This is a genomic window from Sorangium sp. So ce406, from assembly GCF_051474675.1.
GTDB lineage: Bacteria > Myxococcota_A > Polyangia > Polyangiales > Polyangiaceae > Sorangium > Sorangium cellulosum_G.
The window spans coordinates 10,433,989-10,456,688 of sequence record NZ_CP150340.1 but is presented as its reverse complement, the minus strand read 5'-3'; the positions used below and the strand labels follow the sequence as shown (position 1 = coordinate 10,456,688).

Annotated in this window: 16 protein-coding genes; 12 read left to right on the top strand and 4 right to left on the bottom strand. The window is 70.4% G+C overall.

What is annotated here, in order from left to right:
* Nucleotides 1-76 precede the first annotated feature (76 nt).
* From WME96_RS39205 to WME96_RS39165, 9 genes are all read left to right on the top strand, one after another.
* Complete coding sequence (locus WME96_RS39205) at nucleotides 77-349, top strand: hypothetical protein (protein ID WP_437286672.1); 273 nt, start codon at nucleotides 77-79, stop codon at nucleotides 347-349.
* Nucleotides 350-784: 435 nt separating this feature from the next.
* The gene (locus tag WME96_RS39200; RefSeq protein ID WP_437286671.1) at nucleotides 785-3,166 is read left to right on the top strand and encodes a 3-hydroxyacyl-CoA dehydrogenase/enoyl-CoA hydratase family protein; all 2,382 of its coding nucleotides are present in this window, start codon (nucleotides 785-787) and stop codon (nucleotides 3,164-3,166) included.
* A 9-nt stretch (nucleotides 3,167-3,175) separates the two neighbouring features.
* On the top strand, nucleotides 3,176-4,357 hold the full coding sequence (locus WME96_RS39195; RefSeq protein ID WP_437286670.1) for a thiolase family protein: 1,182 nt from the start codon (nucleotides 3,176-3,178) through the stop codon (nucleotides 4,355-4,357).
* A gap of 98 nt (nucleotides 4,358-4,455) precedes the next feature.
* The gene (locus WME96_RS39190) at nucleotides 4,456-4,713 is read left to right on the top strand and encodes a BolA/IbaG family iron-sulfur metabolism protein (RefSeq protein WP_061613513.1); all 258 of its coding nucleotides are present in this window, start codon (nucleotides 4,456-4,458) and stop codon (nucleotides 4,711-4,713) included.
* Nucleotides 4,714-4,937: 224 nt separating this feature from the next.
* Nucleotides 4,938-7,016 carry an OmpA family protein gene (locus WME96_RS39185; protein WP_437286669.1) on the top strand — a complete coding sequence of 693 codons (2,079 nt, stop codon included), beginning with the start codon at nucleotides 4,938-4,940 and terminating at the stop codon, nucleotides 7,014-7,016.
* A 101-nt stretch (nucleotides 7,017-7,117) separates the two neighbouring features.
* On the top strand, nucleotides 7,118-7,615 hold the full coding sequence (locus tag WME96_RS39180) for a hypothetical protein (RefSeq protein ID WP_437286668.1): 498 nt from the start codon (nucleotides 7,118-7,120) through the stop codon (nucleotides 7,613-7,615).
* 83 nt (nucleotides 7,616-7,698) lie between these two features.
* Nucleotides 7,699-9,504, top strand: a complete 1,806-nt coding sequence (locus WME96_RS39175; protein WP_437286667.1) for an acyl-CoA mutase large subunit family protein — start codon at nucleotides 7,699-7,701, stop codon at nucleotides 9,502-9,504.
* A 274-nt stretch (nucleotides 9,505-9,778) separates the two neighbouring features.
* On the top strand, nucleotides 9,779-11,518 hold the full coding sequence (locus tag WME96_RS39170; RefSeq protein WP_437286666.1) for an ABC transporter substrate-binding protein: 1,740 nt from the start codon (nucleotides 9,779-9,781) through the stop codon (nucleotides 11,516-11,518).
* 144 nt (nucleotides 11,519-11,662) lie between these two features.
* Complete coding sequence (locus WME96_RS39165; protein ID WP_437286665.1) at nucleotides 11,663-12,310, top strand: hypothetical protein; 648 nt, start codon at nucleotides 11,663-11,665, stop codon at nucleotides 12,308-12,310.
* Between the two features lie 12 nt (nucleotides 12,311-12,322).
* Here the strand turns inward: WME96_RS39165 and WME96_RS39160 are convergent, their stop codons facing one another.
* Nucleotides 12,323-13,408, bottom strand: a complete 1,086-nt coding sequence (locus tag WME96_RS39160) for a cellulose binding domain-containing protein (RefSeq protein WP_437286664.1) — start codon at nucleotides 13,406-13,408, stop codon at nucleotides 12,323-12,325.
* Nucleotides 13,409-13,561: 153 nt separating this feature from the next.
* On the opposite strand from WME96_RS39160, the gene WME96_RS39155 reads away from it, so the two are divergent.
* On the top strand, nucleotides 13,562-13,924 hold the full coding sequence (locus WME96_RS39155) for a hypothetical protein (RefSeq protein ID WP_437286663.1): 363 nt from the start codon (nucleotides 13,562-13,564) through the stop codon (nucleotides 13,922-13,924).
* A gap of 187 nt (nucleotides 13,925-14,111) precedes the next feature.
* Here the strand turns inward: WME96_RS39155 and WME96_RS39150 are convergent, their stop codons facing one another.
* The 3 genes from WME96_RS39150 to WME96_RS39140 form a co-directional block, all read right to left on the bottom strand.
* A complete protein-coding gene (locus WME96_RS39150; protein WP_437286662.1) occupies nucleotides 14,112-14,834 on the bottom strand; it encodes a hypothetical protein in 723 nt (240 codons plus the stop codon).
* A gap of 845 nt (nucleotides 14,835-15,679) precedes the next feature.
* Nucleotides 15,680-16,909 carry an AAA family ATPase gene (locus WME96_RS39145; RefSeq protein WP_433930090.1) on the bottom strand — a complete coding sequence of 410 codons (1,230 nt, stop codon included), beginning with the start codon at nucleotides 16,907-16,909 and terminating at the stop codon, nucleotides 15,680-15,682.
* A 66-nt stretch (nucleotides 16,910-16,975) separates the two neighbouring features.
* Nucleotides 16,976-17,908, bottom strand: coding sequence for an FKBP-type peptidyl-prolyl cis-trans isomerase (locus WME96_RS39140; protein WP_437286661.1), 933 nt, complete (start codon nucleotides 17,906-17,908; stop codon nucleotides 16,976-16,978).
* A gap of 166 nt (nucleotides 17,909-18,074) precedes the next feature.
* Between WME96_RS39140 and ppdK the strand changes: the two genes are divergently transcribed.
* Together ppdK and WME96_RS39130 are read left to right on the top strand one after the other, a co-directional pair.
* Entirely contained in the window at nucleotides 18,075-20,828 is a 2,754-nt protein-coding gene (gene ppdK / locus WME96_RS39135) for a pyruvate, phosphate dikinase (protein ID WP_437286660.1), read from the top strand.
* 198 nt (nucleotides 20,829-21,026) lie between these two features.
* Nucleotides 21,027-22,562: a hypothetical protein gene (locus WME96_RS39130; RefSeq protein ID WP_437286659.1), complete on the top strand. Its 1,536-nt coding sequence runs from the start codon at nucleotides 21,027-21,029 to the stop codon at nucleotides 22,560-22,562.
* Nucleotides 22,563-22,700 lie beyond the last annotated feature (138 nt).

Sequence of the window (22,700 nt, the reverse complement as noted above, 5' to 3'; positions counted from 1 at the left end):
CGTCGGCCTGAAACGCATGGTAGCTTGGACCGCGCCAGCACGATGCCGTGCAGCCACCCCCGTCATCGAGGAGATCATGAAGCGAGAAAAGCGACTGACCAAGCGCGAGCGGAAGGCGCTCGCGCCGGCGCGCCCGGCGGCGCCCCAGCAGCACAAGCACATCCATTGCGTCGCCTGCGGCAAACACCTCGATGACATCGAGTTCACCCAGGGGACGGCGACATGGCTCCAGTGCCTGCACCGGTCGCGCTTCGCTTCTTGCGCCGTGTGCGCCGAGATCTCGAAGCGCCTCCTGGCCGAGCACGACCGCACCGGGCAGCCGGTGCAGTCCGCCCAGGCATGGCACTGAGGGCGGAAACACCGGCTGCGAGCCCGACCCATAGCGCCTGAGGGGCGCCCGCGTCACAGGCGGACGCTCTGGACAGGCCGCCCAGCGCCTGCCGCTCTCAACCTCGCGTTCGCCCGGCGACGCGCCGAGGACGTCAATCGCTGGAAGAAACGTACTGAGGGTATTCCAAGGTACGTTGACGTGTCTGGTTGGGCGCGTCGCCATCGCTGCCCGGCGCGCCGTGGGCTCATCGCAGCAGTCGCTATTCACCGCACACCTGCGCTGGCGCGTGCGGTGTCACACCACGCTAGACGTCGCTCACCGCGCCTCGCCGCTCGCCGCGCCAGCGAAGCACAACGGTGCGCGCTCACCCACGCGGCCGTCCACCCCGGATACGCTTGCGCTCGGCGCCCTTTGCGCCAATGGTTTGCGCCCCATTCATCTCGGAGGATCTGCATGACGAAACCAATCCGCCGCGCGGGCGTCATCGGCGCGGGCGTCATGGGCAGCGGCATCGCCGCCCACTTCGCGAACGCCGGCATCGAGGTCTTGCTCCTCGATATCGTGCCCCCGAACCTCAGCGAGGCCGAGCGGCAGGACCCGGCCGCCCGGAGCCGGTTCGCCGCGGGCGGGCTCGAGAAGGCCCTCAAGGCCAGGCCCGCCGCGTTCTTCCACCCGTCGCACGCCCGCCTCGTGCGCACCGGCAACACGGAAGATCACTTCGCCGAGCTCGCGCAGTGCGACCTCGTCATCGAGGCCATCATCGAGAAGATGGAGCCGAAGCGCGCCCTCTTCGCGCGGCTCGAGCAGGTCATGCGGCCGGACGCGATCGCGGCGTCGAACACCTCCGGGCTGCGCATCGAGGAGATGATGCAGGGGCGCTCCGAGGACTTCCGCAAGCGATTCCTCGTCATGCACTTCTTCAACCCCGTCCGGTACATGAAGCTCCTCGAGCTCGTCACCGGGCCCGACACCGATCCGGCCGTCGTCGCGCGCGTGCGGAGGTTCGGCGAGGACGTGCTCGGCAAGGGCATCGTCTTCGGGAAGGACACCCCGAACTTCGTCGGCAACCGCATCGGCACCCACGCGATGCTCACGGCCATCCACCTCATGATCGAGGAGGGGCTCGCGCCGGAGGACGTCGACGCCATCACCGGCGTCGCCATGGCCCACCCGAAGAGCGCGAGCTTCAGGACAGGCGATATCGTCGGGCTCGACACCTTCGCCCACGTCGCCGAGAACTGCTACGCGTCGCTCGACCGCGACGAGGACCGCGAGGTCTTCAAGCTGCCCTCGTACATCCGGAGCATGATCGAGGCGAAGCTCCTCGGCGACAAGACCAAGGGCGGCTTCTACCGCAAGACCAAGGACGGGCTCGAGACGCTCGATCCCGCGAAGCTGACGTACCGCCCGCACGGCGGCGACGAGGCGATCAAGAAGGCCACGAGGTCGTGCGAGAAGATCGAGGACCCGGCCGCGCGCGTGAAGAAGCTCGCCGGCGACCCGGGCAAGGCCGGGCAGTTCGCCTGGAAGGTGCTCTCCCGCTCGCTCGCGTACACCGCGCGGCGGATCGGCGAGATCGCCGACAGCATCGTGGCCGTCGATGACGCCATGCGCTGGGGGTACAACTGGGAGCTCGGGCCGTTCCAGACCTGGGACGCGCTCGGCTTCGCCGAGACCGTCGAGCGCATGCAGAAGGACGGCATCAAGCTGCCCGAGTCGATCCTGCGCATGAAGCAGAGCGGCGCGACCTCGTTCTACCGCCAGGACGGCGCGGTGTTCGACCTCCTCAAGGGGGAGTACGTCGCTCGCCAGCTCGATCCGCGGAACGTCACGCTGGCCGGCGCGCGAGCGGCCGCGGGCGGCGTGAAGGCGGTGCTCGCCAACGACGGCGCGGAGGCGTGGGACCTCGGCGACGGCGTGCTCGGCGTCACCTTCAAGACGAAGGCGAACAGCCTCGATCCGGACTCGATCGGGATGCTCACGCTCGCCGCCGAGAAGGCCGAGCAGGACTTCCGCGCGCTCGTGGTCTTCAACCAGGGCGAGCACTTCTGCGTCGGCGCCAACCTGTTCCTGGTGGCGATGGCCGCGGGGAACAAGGACTGGGACGCGATCCGCAAGATGGTGAAGGCGTACCAGGACGCGACGCAGCGGCTGAAGTACGCGAGCGTCCCCGTCGTGGCCGCGCCCTACGGGATGACCCTGGGCGGCGGGCTCGAGCTCTGCTTCGCGTGCGACGCGGTGCAGGCCGCGGCCGAGACGTACGCGGGGCTCGTCGAGGTCGGCGTCGGGCTCATCCCGGGCGGCGCGGGGACGCTCAACATGCTCTGGCGCGCGTTCGAGGGCGTCCCGGAGGGCGTGCCGGTGAACTCGTACGACCTCGTGACGCAGGTCTTCAAGAACATCGCGCTCGCCAAGGTCGCGACGAGCGCCGACGAGGCGAAGGCGCTCGGCTTCTTCCGCAAGACCGACGGCGTCTCGTTCGATCGGGCGCGCCAGCTGTACGAGGTGAAGGCGCGCGCCGTCGGGATGGCCGAGGCCGGGTACCATGCGCCCGTGCCGCGCGCCTACAAGCTGCCGGGCGAGAGCGGGATCGCGACGCTGCAGATGATGATCGACACGCTCGTCGCCGGCGGCCACGCCAGCGAGCACGACGCGAAGATCGCGCGCAAGCTCGCCGAGGTGCTCTGCGGCGGCGCCGGGGGCGGGGCGCGCGAGGTGACCGAGGACGAGATCCTCGAGCTCGAGCGCGAGGCGTTCGTCAGCCTGTGCGGTGAGCCCAAGAGCGCCGAGCGAATGCAGTACATGCTGATGAACAACAAGCCCCTCCGGAACTAGGTGAACGCCATGGTCGACGTCGTAATTGCAGAGGCCGTCCGCTCGGCCGTTGGCCGGGCCCACAAAGGGTCGCTCGCGCTGAAGCGCCCCGACGAGCTCGCGGGCGAGGTCGTCGCCGCGCTGCTCCAGCGCGTCCCCCAGGTGAAGCAGGAGGACATCGAGGACCTCGTCCTCGGCTGCGCCATGCCGGAAGGCGAGCAGGGGCTCAACGTCGCGCGCGTCGTGTCGCTCCTCGGCGGGATGCCGCAGGAGAGCTCCGCGATCACCATCAACCGCTTCTGCTCGAGCGGGCTCCAGGCGATCGCGAACGCGGCGGGGAGCATCGCGATGGGCTCGGTCGACATCGCCGTCGCCGGCGGCGTCGAGTCGATGAGCATGGTGCCGATGACGGGCAACAAGCTGAGCGCGTCGCCGGAGGCGATGGAGCGGTGTCCGACGGTGTACACGCCGATGGGCATCACCGCGGAGAACGTGGCGAACCGGTTCCAGGTGAGCCGCGCCGACCAGGACGCGTTCGCGCTGAAGAGCCACCAGAAGGCGGCGGCGGCGCGCGCGGCGGGGCGGTTCGAGGACGAGATCGTCACCGTGAAGGGCGTGCGCTACGAGAACGGCAAGCGCGCGACCTTCGACTTCCGCACCGATGAGCTGATCCGCAAGGAGACGACCGCGGAGGCGCTCGCCGGGCTGAAGCCGTCGTTCGCGGCGAAGGGGAGCGTCACTCCGGGCAACAGCTCGCCGCTGTCGGACGGCGCCGCCGCCGCGCTCGTGATGAGCAAGGCCAAGGCGGACGCGCTCGGCGTGAAGCCGCTCGGGTTCTTCCGGTCGTTCGTGACCGTCGGCGTCGACCCGGCGATCATGGGCATCGGCCCGGTGCCCGCGGTGAAGAAGCTGCTCGCGAGGACGGGGCTGAAGATGGCCGACATCGACGTCTTCGAGGTCAACGAGGCGTTCGCGTCGCAGGCCGTCTACGTGCAGCGGGCGCTCGAGATCCCCGAGGAGAAGCTCAACGTGAACGGCGGCGCGATCGCGCTCGGCCACCCGCTCGGGTGCACCGGCGCGAAGCTCACCGCGACCGCCCTCTACGAGCTGCGCCGCCGCGGCGGCCGGTACGCCATCGTCACGATGTGCATCGGCGGCGGCATGGGCGCGGCCGGCCTGGTCGAGCTGGCCGGCGCGGCCGCGCGCGCCTGATCCCCCGCCGCAGATCCTCCCCGCTGCGCGCCCCGCCGCGAGCCCGAGCCCAGCGCTCCGGCTTTCCTGCGGCGGGGCGATGGCCTATAGATCGCCCCATGTCCATCCACCTGACCACCTTTCAGGGGTCGATCCCCGAGGCCTTGAAGCGGGCCATCGAAGAGAAGATCGAGGGTTCCACCGCCGAGGTGACGGGCGGCGGAGGGCACTTCAACCTCGTCGTGACCTCGCCGGTGTTCGCCGGCAAGAGCATGCTGGAGAGCCAGCGGCTGGTCTACGGGGCCATCGCCCACCTCATGGCCGGCGATCAGGCCCCGGTTCACGCCATCGACAGCCTGAAGACGCGCACTCCCTGAGCGCGGCGCGCCCGCCGCGAGACGGGAGCGCGGCGCGCCCGCCGCGAGACGGGCCCACCTCGTCGCGCGTGGACATTTCTGGTCCAGGCATCCCCCGCCCACGCGGCCGCGGAGACCCCGCGCCGTCTGTTTGACACCGGAATTCGCGCGGTGGTACGTGGCGGCCAGCGCCAGATCCAGGCGCGCTTGCCCGATCGCGACCTCACGAACCCGAGGACCTTGCCATGATGCCTCGTTCCCCGTTGCTCCCCGCCGCCCCGCCGCCGGGCGGCCCCGCCGCGCCAGACGACCGGCGCGCGCTGCCCGCCCACGGTCGCCCCAGCCGCCTCGGCGTCGGGCTGCTCTCCATGCTGCTCGGCGCGGCGCTCACCGCCGCCGCGCCGGACGCCGCCGCGCAGGCCGCCGGCAGGGACACGACGCGCACGGGCAATGGCGCCAACGGCGACGGCATGGACCTGCACCTGTTCCGGCCGGCGGTCGACTCCAAAGGTCTCTTCTCGGTCAACGGGGCAGACATCCTCGGCGCCAACGACATCAGCCTGGGGCTCGTGCTCGATTACGGGCACAACATCATGCCGCTCAACGAGAACGCCCGTGGGACGGGGGTGATGCTGAATCACGCCTTCCAGGGGACGTTCCAGTTCGATTACGGCATCGCCAACTTCCTCGTCGTCGGGCTGTCGGTGCCGGTGGTGCTCAACGGCGCGAAGGCGGTCGACGACATCGGCCCTGGGCCCGGCGCCAACTACAACGACGACGCGCTCGACGCCCAGACGCTCGGCAATCTCGCCATCCACGCCAAGCTCCGCCTGCTCCGCCCCGATCAGGACGTGATCGGGCTCGCGCTGATCGCGCAGGCCGGCGTCGGCGTGGGCGGGAGCGAGGACTTCGCCTCGGACCCGGGCTTCTTCTTCTGGCCTCAGATCGTGCTGGAGAAGCGGCTCGGCATCACCAACCCGTTCCGGGTCGCGCTGAACGCCGGATACCGCGGCCACACAGGGAAAAACCCCGCGTTCGGCCTCCGCCAGGACGGCATGACCTTCCAGCTCAAGGAAGGGGACTTCGAGTACTCCGACCTGCTCACCGGCGGGTTCGGGATGAGCTACCGCGTCCTCACGCCGCTCGACCTCGTGGCCGAGACCTACCTCACGCAGCAGGTCGGCGGCGGCGACAGCAGCCGGCAGAAGCTGTCGGCCGAGGCGATCGGGGGCATCAAGCTCTTCATCGAGCGGAACAGCTTCCTCATGCTGGGCGCGGGCGTCGGGTACACGCCCGGGTTCCAGGCGGCGGAGCAGCGCGCGACCCTCGGGTTCGTCTTCGAGCCGTCGATCGGCGACCGCGACGGCGACGGCATCAAGGACGATCAGGACGACTGCCCCGACGAGCCGGAGGACTACGACGGCTTCCAGGACACCAAGGCGGACTCGCCCCCCGGGAAGTACGGCTGCCCGGATCCGGACAACGACGAGGACGGCATTCTCGACGTCGACGATCGCTGCCCGAACAACCCCGAGGACCGCGACGGCGACGAGGACGACGACGGCTGCCCGGAGGGGAGCGACGGCGACCGCGACGGCGACGGCATCCTCGACTCGCGCGACAAGTGCCCGGACGAGCCGGAGGACCGCGACGGCTTCCAGGACAAGGACGGCTGCCCGGACCCCGACAACGACAAGGACGGGATCCCCGACAAGTCCGATCAGTGCCCGAACGACCCGGAGGACAAGGACGACTTCGAGGACGAGGACGGCTGCCCCGACCCCGACAACGACAGGGACGGCATCCCGGACGTGGCCGACAAGTGCCCGAACGATCCGGAGACGTTCAACGGCCTCGAGGACGAGGACGGGTGCCCGGACAAGGGCAGTGTCGTCATCGAGGAGAACAACATCGTCATCCTCGAGAAGATCCAGTTCGCGACCGGCAGCGCCGAGATCCTCCCGGAGTCGTTCGGCATCGTGCAGGCGGTCGCCGAGACGCTCAAGCACCACCCGGAGTTCACGATGATCGAGGTGCAGGGGCACGCCGACGAGCGCTCGGCCGACGCGTACAACCTCAAGCTGACCCAGTCCCGGGCCGACGCCGTCGTGGCGGCGCTCGTGCAGCGCGGGGTCAACCGGAACGCGGTGCGCGCCATGGGCTACGGCGAGTACTGCCCCCTCGACCCGGCCCACAACGCGCCGGCCTGGGAGAAGAACCGGCGCGTCGAGTTCAAGGTCGTGCGGACCGACAAGGGGCCGACCAACGTGGAGCTCGGCTGCGCCCTGGCCCGCTCCAAGGGCGTCGTCCCGCCGCCGCCCTGAGCGGAGCCGGCCGCGCGCGGCTGGCCGCGGGGCGCGCCGCCGCGCCGCGCGCAAGGCCGCCGATCTGGACAGGACAGGTCGGCCCGGGGGAGAGTGACACCATGAAGGCCCGCGCCTGGATCCCCGCCGCCGCAGCGACGCTCGCCGCGGCGGTGAGCAGCGGTTGCATCGACACCGACGCCGCCGTGTTCGTCGAGCCGGCCATCGCCGCGCCCGAGGCGACCGTCTCCGCGAGCGCGCTCGGGACGAACCTCGAGGCGCGCTTCACGCTGGAGCTCCACCTCGGCCCGCGGGCGAGCGGCCCCAGCCGCGTCGCTGTCCGCTCCTTCGAGATCGCGAGCGCCGATCAGAAGACCTCGATCGTCGCGCCGCTCCCCGTCGAGACCGCGACGTCGCTGCCTGTCGAGGTCGCCCCGGGCAGCGACGTCACCGTGGCGTTCACCGTCGACACCAGCGCCGGGGGTGGGACGCTCCCGGGCGACGCCGCGGCGGCGCTCTGCGCCGCGGAGGGGATCCGGATCACCGGCGCGATCGAGGACTCGCTGGAAGACGGGGCGACGCCGGTCGCCTCCGAGGTGTTCCACGCGCGCTGCCCGTGACGCGGCGCGCGCGCCCTCGGCGATGAGCGGCGCCCCCGGCGATGAGCGACGCCACCGCGCGCGCGCCGCGCTAAATAGAGTCCATGGCGTACGAAGAGCGCACCTCCCCCAGGGAGACCGAAGCGGACCGCGCGCCCGGGTCCCCGGCTCCTGCCGACGAGAGCGGCGCCGACGCGCTCCATTACACGAACGGCGGCGGCGGCGAGGGCCTCGGGCTCGACGAGGGCGGGCTCGCCGCGCTCCGGCGCGCCGTGGCCGCGTGGCGCGAGGGCCCGGTCGCCGAGGCGTCGGCGCGCTTCCCGCCGCGCAGCGAGCGCTTCACGACCTGGAGCGGCGTCGACGTGCCCGACATCGCGACGCCGGCCGACGCGCGGGTCGACCACGCGGCGGATCTCGGGCTGCCCGGGGAGTACCCGTTCACGCGGGGCGTCCAGCCGACGATGTACCGCGGCAAGCTGTGGACGATGCGGATGTTCGCCGGCTTCGGCACCCCGGAGCAGACGAACGCGCGGTTCAAATACCTGCTCGCCGAGGGGCAAACAGGCCTGTCCACCGCCTTCGATTTCCCGACCCTCATGGGGTACGACTCCGACTCTCCGCGGTCGCTCGGCGAGGTGGGGATGTGCGGTGTCGCGGTCGACACGCTCCGCGACATGGAGGTGCTCTTCGACGGCATCCCGCTCGACCAGGTGACGACGTCGATGACCATCAACGGCCCGGCCGTCGTGCTGCTCGCGTTCTATATCGCGCTCGCCGACAAGCGCGGGATCCCGCGCAAGCGGATCGGCGGCACCGTGCAGAACGACTGCCTGAAGGAGTTCATCGCCCAGCACGCCTGGCTCGTCCCGCCGCGCCCGGCGATGCGCATCGTGACGGACATGATCGAGTTCTGCGCGCGCGAGGTGCCGCGGTGGAACTCGGTGTCGATCAGCGGCTACCACATCCGCGAGGCCGGCTCGACCGCCGCGCAGGAGCTCGCGTTCACGCTGGCGGACGGGCTCGCCTACGTCGAGAGCTGCATCGAGCGCGGCCTCGACGTCGACTCCTTCGCGCCGCGCCTCTCGTTCTTCTTCGACCTCCACAACGACTTCTTCGAGGAGATCGCGAAGCTCCGCGCCGCGCGCCGCATGTGGGCGCGGTTCCTCAAGGAGCGTTACGGCGCGAAGAAGGCCGAGAGCATGAAGCTGCGGACGCACGCGCAGACCGCCGGCGTCTCGCTGACGGCGCAGCAGCCCTACAACAACGTGGTCCGCGTCTCGCTCCAGGCGCTCGCCGGCGTGCTCGGCGGCACCCAGTCGCTCCACACGAACTCTCTCGACGAGACCTACGCGCTCCCGACCGAGGAGAGCGTGACCATCGCCCTCCGGACGCAGCAGATCATCGCCCACGAGAGCGGGGTGGCGAACACGATCGATCCGCTCGGGGGGAGCTACTACGTCGAGTGGCTGACCGACCGCCTGGAGAAGGAGGCGCTCGCGTACATCCAGCGGATCGACGAGATGGGCGGGATGGTGCCCGCCATCGAGAAGGGGTATCCGCAGCGCGAGATCGCCGCCTCGGCCTACCGGTTCCAGCGAGAGCTGGAGTCGAACGAGCGGATCATGGTGGGCGTCAACCGCTATGCCGCGGCGGGCGAGAAGACGATCCCCCTCCTCCGCATCGACGAGGAGGTGCAGCGCGTGCAATGCGAGAACCTGGCCCGGGTCAAGGCCCAGCGCGACCAGGACCGGGTGCGAAGCGCGCTGGCCGACGTGCGAAGCTGCGCGCGCGGCCGCGACAACCTCATGCCCTCCATCATCGCGGCGGCCAGCGTGTACGCGACCGAGCAGGAGATCTGTGACGTGCTGCGCGACGTCATGGGGACTTACAGCGACCCGGCAGAATTCTGATCCTGCGCGTCGTCCCTGGGGACGGCCGCGCCCGCGGGCGCATCCGATCAGGTCACGGACCGCACAGCGGGCCCGGGAACCCCCCTCAATTCGTCAGGTTGACACTTCTCTACCTCGGCCGGTAGAGTGCGCCGGCGTCAGGTTGCCGCAGTCGCGGCTCATCCGTGGCGCCGCCGTACGGTCTGCTGTTGTCGCTGCGCTGCGGCGCTGCGTGCTGTCGGTCGAGTGAGAGGATCGTCGCTGGCGACCGAGATCGCCGCGAGGGAGCAAGCTTATGAAGAGTCGATCCATGTCGCGCCGCTATTTTGCCCTGTCGGCGCTCCTTCTGTCCGTCGGCGCCACGGCGGCCTGTGGCAACAAGGAAGGCGAGAACGCCAACAAGGAGCCGGGGGCCACGGCTCCGGCCGGGACCGGGACGGCGCAGGCGGGCGGGGCCAAGGGCGGCGGCGCGAAGTTCGTCACCATCTCCCGGGAGCAGCAGGCCTCCTGGGTGCGCAACTTCAACCCCCTGCTGGGCGAGGGGGCCGTGCGCTTCCCCACCGTGGCGGGCATCTACGAGCCCATGATCGTGTACAACACGATGAAGGGCGAGTTCGTGCCGTGGCTCGCCACGAAGTACGAGTGGAGCGACGCGAACAAGAAGCTCACCTTCACGACCCGCACCGATGTCAAGTGGTCTGACGGACAACCCTTCTCGGCGAAGGACGTCGCGTTCACGTTCGGCCTCCTCAAGAAGTTCCCGGCGCTCGATCAGACGGGCGTGTGGAAGTTCGTCGAGACGGTCGACGCCAAGAACGACACCACCGTCGAGTTCGCCTTCAAGGAGCCGTTCGTCCCCGGGCTCCACTACATCGGCCACCAGCCGATCGTGCCCGAGCACAAGTGGAAGGACGTCGCCGACCCGGTCACGTTCACGAACGAGAACCCCGTCGCGACGGGCCCCTTCACCGAGGTGAAGACGTTCCAGAACCAGATCTACGAGCTCGGCAAGAACCCGAACTACTGGCAGAAGGGCAAGCCGGCGGTCGAGGGGCTGCGCTTCCCGGCGTACCCGGGCAACGACCAGGCGAACCTGGCGCTCATCAACGGCGAGGTCGACTGGGCCGGTAACTTCGTCCCCGACATCGACAAGACCTACGTCGCCAAGGACCCGCAGAACAACCATTACTGGTTCCCGCTCGTCGGCGGCACGGTGACGCTCTACCCGAACGCCACGAAGAAGCCGTTCAACGACATCAAGCTGCGCAAGGCCATCAGCATGGCCATCGACCGGGCCCAGATCGCGAAGATCGCGGTCAACGGCTACACGGTCGGCGCGGACGGGACCGGGCTCGACGACGCCTACGCGCGCTGGCGCAACGAGAAGGCCGTCGCGGCCGGCGACTGGACGACCTACGACGTGGCCAAGGCGAACGCCCTCCTCGACGAGGCCGGCTACGCCAAGGGTGCGGACGGGATCCGCGCGAAGGACGGCAAGCCGCTGAAGTTCGACATCAACGTCGTGACCGGCTGGTCCGACTGGGTGCGCGCGGTCCAGATCACCACGCAGAGCCTGAAGGCCGTCGGCATCGAGGCCACGCTCAAGACGTACGACTTCAGCGCGTTCTTCGAGGCGCTCCAGAAGGGCACGTTCGACATGTCGATGGGCTGGACCAACACCGAGCCCACGCCGTTCAACTTCTACCGCGATCTCATGGCCCCGGAGTTCGTGAAGCCCGTCGGCGAGGTCTCGAACCGCAACTGGCACCGCTTCGCCGCCAAGGAGGCCGAGCCGCTGTTCAAGCAGTTCCAGGCCGCGACGGATCCGGCCGAGCAGAAGCGCATCGTCGACGAGCTGCAGATGATCTACGCGCAGCAGGTGCCGGTCATCCCGCTGTTCAAGAACCCCTCCTGGGGCGAGTACAGCACGAAGCGCTTCGTCGGGTGGCCCAGCAAGGAGAACCCGTACGCGAAGCTCTCGCCGAACAACTCGCCGGACTACCTCCTCGTCCTGACCGAGATCAAGCCGAAGTGACGCGCTCCGCGCGGCGCGCCGGGTAGCCGGCGCGCTGCGCGCGTGTCTCACCGTCGCTTCTCTCTCCTCTCCGCGCCTTCGGCGCGTTCCCCGTCTCAGCACAAACCTTGGCCGCTGGCGGCGCCGGTGCGAAGATCGCGCCGTATGCTCCGCTCGGGCGTCCAGATCGCACGGTTCGCTGCGCTCCTCTCCGGGGTCGTCCTCGCCGCCTGCGGCGGCAACCAGCACGCGGGCGCCGCCGCGTTCTGGGAGGGCGACACCGTCGAACCCTCCAGGCCGCAGGAGCAGGACGGCGCGAAGCAGAAGGCGCCGCGGCGGGCGTTCGGCACGCCCGACGACTACGGCGGCGCCGCCACCATGCCGCAGGAGCGGGGGGCCGCGTCGTGGGTCGGCGTGCGGCACGATCTCGCGCTCGCGAGCGCCGCGTCGCCGAAGGAGCGCTGCAGCTGCCTGGCCGTGGAGGTGGCGGAGGCCCGCGATCCGAGGTTCCAGTGGGCGGCGGGCGCCCCGGAGACCGGCGCCGACACGCTCGCCGTCGCCCTGAGCGCGCGCGGCGTCTCCTGCCCGGGCGGCCCCGCCGACGAGGAGCGCCGGCGGCCGTCGATCTCGGCGGTCGATCAGGAGGGGAACGACATCGTCATCGAGGTCGAGGAGCTGCCGCCTGGACGGCCGCTCGCGATGGGCGCCGTGATCCCGAGGCCGGCCCCGGGCGGGGCGATCTACGTGAAGGCGCGGAGCGCGGCGGTGCCTTACGCGCGCGCCGCCGGGGGCGCGCGCTGCAAGGTCTACTGAGCCGGTCGGGGCTCAGTCGGCGGGAGCGCCCGCGCAGATCCAGTCGGTGATCGTCTTGAGGTCGGCCGCCGGCAGCGGCGAGCCCGGAGGCATGGCGATCTCGTCGGGGTCGCACAGGTCGACGTCGTTCAGCTTGTTCATGAGGTAGCTGCTGCTCGGCATGAACGGCACGACGAGCGCGTGCTCGCTGGAGCAGGAGTTGGCGCTCTGATTGACGAGCGCGCCGACCGCCGTGGCGGCGCGGAGGTCGAGCCCGCCGGACGGCGTGGTGGGGTTGCCGTGGCAGAACTGGTTCGCGCAGCTCCGCTCGAGGATCGGCTGCACCTGGGCGAAGGTCGCGGTGTCCGGCCCGCAGGCGGGATCGCCCGGAGGCGCGCCGCCCTCGCCGCCCGCGCCGGTGGTGGTTGTGGTGGTGCCGCCGCCCTCGCCGCCCGCGCCGGCGGAGGTGGTCGTGGTGGTGGTGCCACCGCCCTCGCCACCCGCGCCGGCGGAGGTGGTCGTGGCGGAGGTGGAGCCGCCGCCCTCGCCACCCGTGCCGGCGGAGGTGGTCGTGGTGGTGGTGCCACCGCCCTCGCCACCCGCGCCGGCGGAGGTGGTCGTGGCGGAGGTGGAGCCGCCGCCCTCGCCACCCGTGCCGGCGGAGGTCGTGGTGGTGGTGGTGGTGCCGCCGCCTTCGCCGCCCGCGCCGACGGAGGTGGCTCCGCCGCCAGCGCCGCCCTCGCCGCCTGAGCCCACGCTGCTGCTCGTCGAGGTGCTCGAGCTGGTGGTGATCGAGCCTCCGCTGCCCGCGACCGACACGATCGAAGGCCTTCCGCTACCGCTCCCGCAGAACCCCCACGTCGTGGAGCGGCCAGGATCAAGCTCGGCGTTCCAGTCCATGTTGGCGGCGGTGAACTGCCCGTCCGCGCGGGTGAAGTTCGCGACCCACCCGTGGTCCAGCGTCGAGCCGTTGAGCCCGACGACCATGCTCCAGCCGGTGGTCCGGCTGGCGCTCCTGTTCGTGACCGTCACGCTCGCGCAGTATCCGCTTCCCCAGTCCGACGGGAGCGTGAGCAGGGCCTCCATCGTGCCGTCCGCGCTGAGCAATGCGGAGCGCAAGGAGTCGCCTTCCTCGTTGCCAGAGGTCCCAGGGCTGCAGGCGAGCAGAAAGCATGCGAAAGAAGCGGAGAGGCTGCCAAGTAAGCGAGTGGTGCGCATCAAGGTTCTCCAGGTCAGTTCGGCGGAGTCGCAGGTTCTGCTCAAGATGAATAAGTGAATCAGCTCGCCTGCGATCTCTGCCGCTTCATTGGTATGAGTTCGTCATTCCCGGCCAGCGTTCGATTGATCACGTCTGTGCCGCCAATTGGCGCTGGCACCGTCGATGATGATCGTGTTGAGAACGGCCGTGTCCGCCGATCGATGTTGGCGTGGTTGATGCTCCGCACATTCTGTGCCGGCCGCAACCCTGGCGATGATGTCGTTATCAGTGCCATCGCGCGTACAGGCGCCTGTGCGCGCGATGGCACCGATCATGAAATCACGCTGGAGCGGCTCGGGCGCGTCTCTCGGATCCCATGGGAGCTCCCTGGCAATGCGTCCCCGGAGCTCGTCTCTGGTTCCGTGATGATTCCGTGATGGCGAGGACTATGAATCACCGAGCAACAGAGGTCACAGAATTTTGTTGTTGAGCCCGGCTGTTTCCTCTGTGCCTCGGTGGTTTCTTCTCCCGTGAACCAGGGACGAGCCTGGGCGACGCGGCGATAGCCGTCCTTCGACGCGCTTCAGGATGTCGCGTGGCTGCTGATGTCGAGTCGATACGAGCTCACTCGGCGGGGGCGCCCGCGCAGATCCAGTCGGTGATCGTCTTCAGCTCGGCGTCTGACAGCGACCCGCCCGGGGGCATCTTGATCTCGTCGGGGTCGCACAGGTCGACGTCCTTCAGCTTGTTCAGGAGGTAGCTGCTGCTCGGCATGAAGGGCACGACGAGCGCGTGCTCGCTGGAGCAGGAGCTGGCGTCCTGGTTGACGAGCTCGCCGAACGCCGCGCCGTCGCGCAGGTCGAGCCCGGCGGACGGTGCGGTGGGGCTGCCGTGGCAGTACTGGTTCGCGCAGTTCGCCAGGATCGGCTTTACCTGGGCGAAGGTCGCCGTGTCCGGTCCGCAGGCCGGGTCGGCCGGGGGCGCGCCGCCGCCGGTGCCGCCGCCGCCCGTGCCCCCGGCGCCGCCGGTACCGGCGGTGGTGCTGCCGCCGCCGTTGCCGGCATCGCCGCCCGTGCCGCCGCCGCCTGTGCCGGCATCGCCGCCCGTGTCGCCGCCGCCTGTACCGGCATCGCCGCCCGTGCCGCCGCCGCCCGTGCCGCCGCTCGTGCCCGGGCCGCCGGTGCCGGCGGTGGTGCTGCCGCTGCTGGCGGAGGCGCTGCTCTGGCTGGAGCTGCTGTCGCTGCCGGTGGTGCTGGCGGCGTCGCCGCCGCCGGTGCCGAAGTTGTCGTTGACGTAGTCCTCGATGGCGTCAACGTTGCAGGCCGCCGCCGATAAGCCGATGGCCATGCAAAAGACCAGTCGAAGCGAAGTGTTGTAGTAAAGCAAGGTACCTCTTCAAGGTGTTGGCCGCGCGACGTTCGCCGCGCAGGCGGTTCACGGAGAGATAGAAAGCATGACCGCGCACACGATGCAATGCGTGATGACAGGCAAGCTGGTCACTTTATGCGTGGCATCACTGCAATGCAATGATATCGTTGGAATATGGTGTGCTCTATGGCACCCAATTCGGTGCGCAGATGGGGGTTGCTGTCGGATACCCAAGATGTTTCACATCGGGTTTCGAACGGTAAAATGCCAGTCTGGTCTGAACCTCGAGTGCTCGCGATCTGGCCTCAATGACAGCCTCCCACGCCCGTGGGAATACGAGAGCCCGAAGGATCTCAGGAGATTCCCTTCTCGCTCCGAACGCTCGTGGTGTTCTGACATGATTTTTCCGGGAGTGCCGTCCCAGGCATGGACCGGGCCAGGCTCTGTGACGTATGCCGTTGACTTCCGTCACGAACCATTCGAGTCTCGCGGGGCGAACGAAGGATAATCACTGCAATATTCCGGGCAGGCTCGATCGAACGGACCGCGGCTCGTCGAAAAGAGTCCACCGCATCGCAGATCGCGCCCAATGCCGCGTCCACTGTAGGCCCGCGGAGAGGGTGCTCTTCGCGCGGGGTGGGGGATGGGCCGATGTCTGAGGATGAGACAATGAGCCTCCGGCGCAGCCGGAGGCTCATTGTCTCATCCGAGTTCGGCGGGGCCCCCACCCCGCGCGAAGAGCACCCTCTCCGCGGGCCGGGCGTCTCGGAAGTCCCGGCGCAGCCGGAGGCGTGATGGCTCAGGGACGCAGCGCTGCCCGCGAGCTAACCCGCGAGCGCCTTCGACGAGAGCAGCTCTCCCGGATCCCGCTCTGCCATCTCCGCGAAGCGCGGCAGCTCGCCGAGCCGCCGCGCCGTGGTGGCGGAGGTCTCGGCGTCGCGCTCGAACGCGATCGCGCGGCTCAGCCCCTGCTTGGACACCCCCCTGAGCAGCGCTGGCGAGTGCGTCGTCGCCACGATCTGGCAGACCGACGGCCGCGCCGCCCCCTCCAGGAGCTGCGCCAGCACGCCGGCGCGCTCGGGGTGCAGGCCGGCGTCCGGGTCCTCCACGAGGAGCAGCGAGCCCTCGGGCGCCGTCAGCACGCCGGCGATCTTGCCGAGCACCCGCAGCGCGCCGTCCGGCAGGCTCGGCGCCGGGATGCGGGCGCCGCCCTGCTCGACGAGCACCATCATGACGTCGCCGAGGCCCGTCTCCGCGAACTCGATGTCGCTGATCTCCGGCGCGAGGATCGATCGCGCCCAGCCGAGCACGTCGGCCTTGTGATCGGCCTCCTGGCAGAGCCACCGGAGCACCGCGGACAGGTTCTGCCCGCCGGCGCCGAGGTTCTCGATCTCGTGCGGGACATAGCCCCTCATGCGCGAAGGATCGATGTCGATGGACAGCGTGCTCCGCATCGCGACCTGGAGCGCGTTGCAGAGCGCGATGACGTCCGCGAGGCTCACGTCGTCGGCGCGCCCGCGGTGGTGCTCGATCTGGCCGAGCAGGCTGCGCCGCGCGGGGTTGCGGTCCATCGAGGCGATCCGCATCGATCGGCCCTTCTTCGACGCCGCCTTCAGCGCGCCGCCCGCGGCGAACCCCTCCAGCCCCCGCAGCGCCGATGCCGTCGTGTCGAAGAGCAACCCACCGGCCGACCTCGCCTCGAGCGACTCGTGCTCCACGATCACGTCAGGCTCGACCTGACACGTGATCTTGTGTGTGAGCTCCTCCTTCCCGATCGCCCATCGGCTCTCGATGGTGAACGATTTGGCGCCCCTGTGCGTGGCCCCCTGCGTGCCGCCGCGCAGGCCCGGCCAGATCTCGCGCCTGCCGTCGACGCGGCCGCGGAAGATGTCGCACAAGGGGAGATCGAGCCCGACACCCTGCAAGAAGCGCAGGGCGTCGAGGAAATTGCTCTTGCCGGAGCCGTTCGCCCCGAGCAGCAGCGTGAAGGGGGAGAGCTCCACCGTTTGATCGGCGAAGCTCTTGAAGTTCTTGAGTCGAATGGATGTCAGCATGCCTGGCCGCCCGGAGCCGTCCATGTAGCCAGGCGGTCGGCCGGATGTAAAGCGCCGGCCGACGGGTCAGCGAAAGTCGATGAGCTCGATGTCGAACACCAGCATGCCGGCCGGGGCGCCGGGGCGCGTCGGCTTCTCGCCGTATGCGAGCTCGGCGGGGATCCAGAAGCGCGCCTTCTCGCCTTTCACCATGAGCTGTACGCCCTCCGTCCACCCCTTGATCACGCCGCCCACCGGGAAGGTGGCCGGCTCGTCGCGGACGATGGAGCTGTCGAACATCTTCCCGTCCGTCGTCCACCCCGTGTAGTGCACCGTGACGCGGCTCGTCGGCTTGGGGTGCTCCGTGCCTGTGCCCTTCTGGAGCACCTGGTAGGCGAGCCCCGAGGCCGTCTTCTTCGCGCCCTTCGGCGGCGCCTTCACGTCCTTCGGCACCGGCGGGGGCTTCGGCGCGGGCGCGAAATCGAGCAGCTCGACGTCGAACACCAGCATGCCGGCAGGGGCGCCCGGGCGCGTGGGCCGGTCGCCGTAGGCCAGGCTCCCGGGGATCCAGAGACGGCGCTTCTCACCCTTGCTCATGAGCTGGAGCGCCTCCGTCCAGCCCTTGATCACGCCGCTCACGCCGAAAGTCGCCGGCTCGCCGCGGAGGACGGAGCTGTCGAACATCTTCCCGTCCGTCGTCCACCCCGAGTAGTGGACCGTCACCTTGTCGTCCGGGCCGGGGTGCGCCTGGTCCTTGCCCGGCGTCAGCACCTTGAACGCCAGGCCCGACGCCGTCTTCTGCGCGTCGGCGGGCGGCGCGGCGACGTCCGGCGGCGCAGGCAAGCCGGCGGGCTCTGCGGGCGCCTCGCGCGCCGTCGGCTCGGCGGTGGGCGCCGCCGGCGTCGCCGGCTGGGCCGAGGCGGGCGGCGGGGGCTCGGCGGTCGGCTGCGAGCTGGACTTCTGGTCGCAGGCCGCGAGAGGGAGGGTGAGCATCGCGAGGAGGAGGGCGCAGCGCTTCATGGGCGGCTTCATAGCTCGTCTGCCGTCGAGAGTCGGTATTTTTGGTGAGGTGCGCTCCACATCACGATCCGTCCGTCGGTCGCGGATCCGGGGCGGCGGTCGGCCGTCCTCGCCGGCCTTCGAGGATCTCGACCGGCCTGCGCGGAAGGTCTAGCGTGCGCCCGCCATGGCGAGATCGATATATTTCTTCGGCGCGGGGGAGGCAGACGGGGACGCACGACAGAAGGACCTGCTCGGCGGCAAAGGGGCAGGGCTCGCCGAGATGACCCGCCTCGGCATCCCGGTGCCGCCGGGCTTCACGGTCACGACCGAGGTCTGCAATGCCTATGTCGCCGCGGGCAAGGTGCTCCCCGCCGGCGTCGAGGGCGAGATCAAGGCGGCGATTGGCCGGCTGGAGTCGCTGCTCGACGCGAGGTTCGGCAGCGCCGAGGCGCCGCTGCTCGTGTCGGTCCGCTCGGGCGCGCGCGCGTCGATGCCAGGAATGATGGATACCATCCTGAACCTCGGCATCAACGACGAGATCGCGAGGGGCCTGGCGAGGCGCACGGGCAGCGAGCGATTCGCGCTGGACGTCTATCGGCGCCTCATCCTGACCTATGCCGATGTCGTGCTCAGGGTGCCCCGCGACCGCTTCGACGAGGCGCTCGGCCGCGCGCGACGTCAGGCCGCAGCGCGGCTCGGCGTCGACGCGACGCGCCTGAACGCCGCGGAGCTCGAGCGCAAGGTGCCCGACTCGCTGCTCGACGAGGGGTCGCTCGCGTCGCTGATCCAGCAGCAGAAGGACATCGTGCGCGAGGCGGCGGGACGGCCGTTCCCCGACGACCCGTTCGAGCAGCTGGAGGGCGCCATCCGCGCCGTATTCGATAGCTGGAACAACCACCGGGCGCAGGTGTACCGGAAGATGCATGATATCCCGGAGGCCTGGGGGACGGCGTGCAACGTCCAGGCGATGGTGTTCGGCAACCTGGGTGACGACTCCGGCACCGGCGTCGCGTTCACCCGCGACCCGTCGACGGGAGAGCGGCGCTTCTTCGGCGAGTGGCTCCCCAACGCGCAGGGCGAGGACGTCGTGGCGGGGGTGCGCACGCCGCACCCGCTGTCGAGGTCGGGCGGCGACGACGACGAGCGCTCGCTCGAGGCGCGGATGCCGGAGGTGTACGCGAAGCTCGTCGCGGTGCAGGCCAGGCTCGAGCAGCACTTCCGCGACATGCAGGATCTGGAGTTCACGATCCAGCGGGGCGAGCTCTTCCTGCTCCAGTGCCGCACCGGCAAGCGCACCGGCCGGGCGGCCGTGCGCATCGCCGTCGAGATGGCCCGGGAGGGGCTGATCAGCCAGCGCGAGGCGATCTTGCGCGTGGATCCGGGCTCGATCGACCAGGTGCTCCACCCGAGCATCGACGAGGGCGCGCCGAAGAAGCTGCTCGCGCGGGGCCTGCCGGCGAGCCCCGGGGCGGTGACGGGGCAGGTGGTGTTCAGCGCCGACGAGGCGGAGCGGCGCGCGGGCCAGGGCAAGGCGGTGATCCTCGTGCGCTCCGAGACGTCGCCCGAGGACATCCACGGCATGAAGGCCGCGCGCGGCGTGCTGACGGCCCGCGGCGGCATGACGAGCCACGCGGCCGTGGTGGCCCGCGGGATGGGCAAGAGCTGCGTGGCCGGCTGCTCGGCCATCAGCGTGAGCCAGGGCCAGATGGCGGTGACGGTCTACGACGACCACGGGCACGCGACCGGCACGATCACGGTGAAGGCCGGCGACCTGATCACGCTCGACGGCGGCACCGGCAGGGTCTACCTCGGCGCGGTGCCGACCGTGCCGGCGGCGCTGAGCGGCGAGCTCGAGGAGCTCATGCGCTGGGCCGACGCGGTCCGGCGCCTGCGCGTGCGCGCGAACGCCGACACGCCGCACGACGCGAGGACGGCGCGCAACTTCGGCGCGGAGGGCATCGGGCTCTGCCGCACCGAGCACATGTTCTTCGACGAGGAGCGCATCCAGGCGATGCGCGAGATGATCCTCGCCGCGGACGAGGCGGGGCGGCGGCGCGCGCTCGAGAAGCTGCTCCCGTTCCAGCGCGGCGATTTCATGGGTGTTTTCCGGGAGATGGCCGGGCTGCCGGTCACGATCCGGCTGCTCGATCCGCCGCTGCACGAGTTCTTGCCGCAGGACGACGCGCTGCTCGGGCAGCTCTCGAGGGCGATGGGGGTCAGCGCGGAGGGGCTGCGGCGCAAGAGCCAGGAGCTCGCCGAGTACAACCCGATGCTCGGCCACCGCGGCTGCCGGCTCGCGATCACGTCGCCGGAGATCTACGAGATGCAGGCGCGCGCGATCCTCGAGGCGGCGTGCGAGGTCGCGGCGGCGGGCATCGAGGTGAAGCCCGAGATCATGATCCCGCTCAGCATGACCCGGCGCGAGCTCGCCATCGTGCGCGGGCTGGTCGAGGGCGTGGCGGAGGAGGTCTTCGCCGAGAAGGGGCGGAGGGTCGATGTCCAGATCGGGACGATGATCGAGCTCCCGCGCGCCGCGATCATGGCCGGCGAGCTGGCCGAGGAGGCGGAGTTCTTCAGCTTCGGCACGAACGATCTCACGCAGACGACGCTGGGCATCTCGCGCGACGACGCGGGCCGCTTCCTCGGCGCGTACGTCGAGGCCGGCATCTTCGCCAGAGATCCGTTCCAGTCGCTGGACGTGCCCGGCGTCGGTGCGCTCGTCGAGATCGGGCGGGATCGAGGGCGCGCGGCGCGGCCCGGGCTGAAGCTCGGTGTCTGCGGCGAGCACGGCGGCGACCCGAGCTCGATCGCGTTCTTCGAGCAGGCCGGGCTCGATTACGTCTCGTGCTCGCCGTTCCGCGTCCCTGTCGCCCGCATGGCCGCGGCCCAGGCGGCGCTCGCGGCCGGGTCCTCGAGCGGTCCGCGCGCGACGGACTGAGCCTCTCCGCCTCCCGGGACGTCTCCAGAGGACAGCGCGACATCCGTTCTCACGAGCGTGCTTTGGCGCGCTCACGAGCGTGCTTTGGAGTTTCGCCAGGTCTGCTAAACCAGGAACCTCGCTGTTCACCGCCGGTGTCTGGCTGGGCGCTCGTGTTGCCCCAGGCCGCCTCACCGCGCGCTGGCGACTGGAGGTTTCATGCGTCATCTCGGCGTCTCCTCTGCGCTCCTCGCTTTTCTGGGGGCCGCGGCCTCGGGTGCGTTCGTCGCGGTCGGCTGCAATGCCTCGGGGCCGGGCCAGGATCCCGGCGGCGCCGGCGCGTCGCCAGGCGGCTCCGGCGGGGGCGGCGGCGGCGCGGGCGGCGCGGGCGGCAACGGGGGTCTCGATCCGGAGGACGCTCCGGGCGGGGTCATGCCGTCCGGCGAGGACGCCGGGGTCATCGACGCCGCGGTGAACCCGTGCGGCACCGAGTGCGGTCCGGAGGAGCTCTGCGATCTCAACCACCTCGGGCTCGACGACGACTGCGACGGTCAGGTCGACGAGACGTGCTCCTGCGTCGCGGGGCAGGCGCGCGCGTGCTTCATGGGCGATCCGTCGTACCGCGCGGCGGAGGGGTGCTTTCCGGGCACCGAGCTCTGCAACGAGATCGGCGTGTGGGGGCCGTGCCTCGGCGGCCGGCACGCGACCGAGCAATGCTTCAGCGAGAACCCGGCGGGCTGTCACCCGCTGCAGGTGCCCCCGTTCGCCGACGTGAACCTGAAGGACGGGACAGGCACGTTCAGCGCGGACGCGGAGCCCGGCTCCGAGGCCTGGACGGTCGTTTGCCCGACAGGCATCGATCCGTGCCCCGCGGTCTCCGGAGCGAGCCCGGCGGATGACTACAAGCCGCTCCAGTCGGGGGAGTACAAGGTCGTTTACACGAAGCGCCTCGCGGACGGCACGACCGATTCGTGCGAGTATGCCCTCTACGTCGGCGCGCCCGGCCTGCGGGTCGAGCTCGAGTGGGAGCACGACCTCGGGGGCGACGGGGTCGATCTCGATCTGCACCTGCACCGGCCGAACGACATGGATCCGTGGCGGGTCGGCGGCTCGCCGAGCGACTGCGGTTACAACAACTGCACCATCGAGACGCTCGAGTCGGATCCGGAGATCCGCTGGTTCAGCGACAACGCGACGCCGCCGGAGCCGGTGAGCTGGTACGCGGACCCGACGGAGGCCAAGAACACCTGCTATCACGCCCCTCGCGGCGCCGGGCAGGCGTGGCACGCCCTCGGCCGGGGGTGCCACAACCCGCGGCTCGACATCGACAACATCACCTGCGACCCCGGCGTCACGGACCCGAACAGCGAAGACTTCTGCGCGCCCGAGAACATCAACGTCGATTTCCCGCCGCTCGGGCAGTGGACGAGGATCGGCGTCCACTACTACTCGAACCACGGGGAGACCTACGCGGTGCACCCGCGGATCAAGATCTTCTGTAATGGCGCCCTCGGGGCGGATCTCGGCCCGACGGGGTTCCACGACCCGGAGGCGCCCGTCACGTTCGACGCGAGCGACGGGAGCGTCCGGTACTGGCTGGTCGCCGACGTGGCGTTCGTCGACGGGGGCGAGTGCGGCGAGGACACCTGCGTGGTGAGGCCGCTCTACCAGGACGAGACGATGAAGACGCCGCTGCTGACGACCCGGTCGTCGGCGGAGTCGAGCGTCGGCCCCGCGTACCCGCCGCCGCCCTGACCGGCGGTCTTCCACGGCAGGGGGCCGCGGGGCGGCGCTCCCAGGGGGCCGCGGGGCGGCGCTCCCGGGGGGCCGCGGGGCGCGCCTGGGGGCGCGCCGACGCGCCGCCGACGCGCGGCCGGCGCGATGGGGTCCAGG

Bases quoted from the DNA above. Each gene is read 5' to 3' on its own strand.
- WME96_RS39205 (WP_437286672.1), top strand. From the start codon at position 77: ATGAAGCGAGAAAAGCGACTGACCAAGCGCGAGCGGAAGGCGCTCGCG.
- WME96_RS39195 (WP_437286670.1), top strand. From the start codon at position 3,176: ATGGTCGACGTCGTAATTGCAGAGGCCGTCCGCTCGGCCGTTGGCCGG.
- WME96_RS39180 (WP_437286668.1), top strand. From the start codon at position 7,118: ATGAAGGCCCGCGCCTGGATCCCCGCCGCCGCAGCGACGCTCGCCGCG.
- WME96_RS39200 (WP_437286671.1), top strand. From the start codon at position 785: ATGACGAAACCAATCCGCCGCGCGGGCGTCATCGGCGCGGGCGTCATG.
- WME96_RS39130 (WP_437286659.1), top strand. From the start codon at position 21,027: ATGCGTCATCTCGGCGTCTCCTCTGCGCTCCTCGCTTTTCTGGGGGCC.
- ppdK (WP_437286660.1), top strand. From the start codon at position 18,075: ATGGCGAGATCGATATATTTCTTCGGCGCGGGGGAGGCAGACGGGGAC.
- WME96_RS39165 (WP_437286665.1), top strand. From the start codon at position 11,663: ATGCTCCGCTCGGGCGTCCAGATCGCACGGTTCGCTGCGCTCCTCTCC.
- WME96_RS39145 (WP_433930090.1), bottom strand. From the start codon at position 16,909: ATGCTGACATCCATTCGACTCAAGAACTTCAAGAGCTTCGCCGATCAA.
- WME96_RS39190 (WP_061613513.1), top strand. From the start codon at position 4,456: ATGTCCATCCACCTGACCACCTTTCAGGGGTCGATCCCCGAGGCCTTG.
- WME96_RS39150 (WP_437286662.1), bottom strand. From the start codon at position 14,834: ATGGCCATCGGCTTATCGGCGGCGGCCTGCAACGTTGACGCCATCGAG.
- WME96_RS39175 (WP_437286667.1), top strand. From the start codon at position 7,699: ATGGCGTACGAAGAGCGCACCTCCCCCAGGGAGACCGAAGCGGACCGC.
- WME96_RS39140 (WP_437286661.1), bottom strand. From the start codon at position 17,908: ATGAAGCGCTGCGCCCTCCTCCTCGCGATGCTCACCCTCCCTCTCGCG.
- WME96_RS39185 (WP_437286669.1), top strand. From the start codon at position 4,938: ATGATGCCTCGTTCCCCGTTGCTCCCCGCCGCCCCGCCGCCGGGCGGC.
- WME96_RS39170 (WP_437286666.1), top strand. From the start codon at position 9,779: ATGAAGAGTCGATCCATGTCGCGCCGCTATTTTGCCCTGTCGGCGCTC.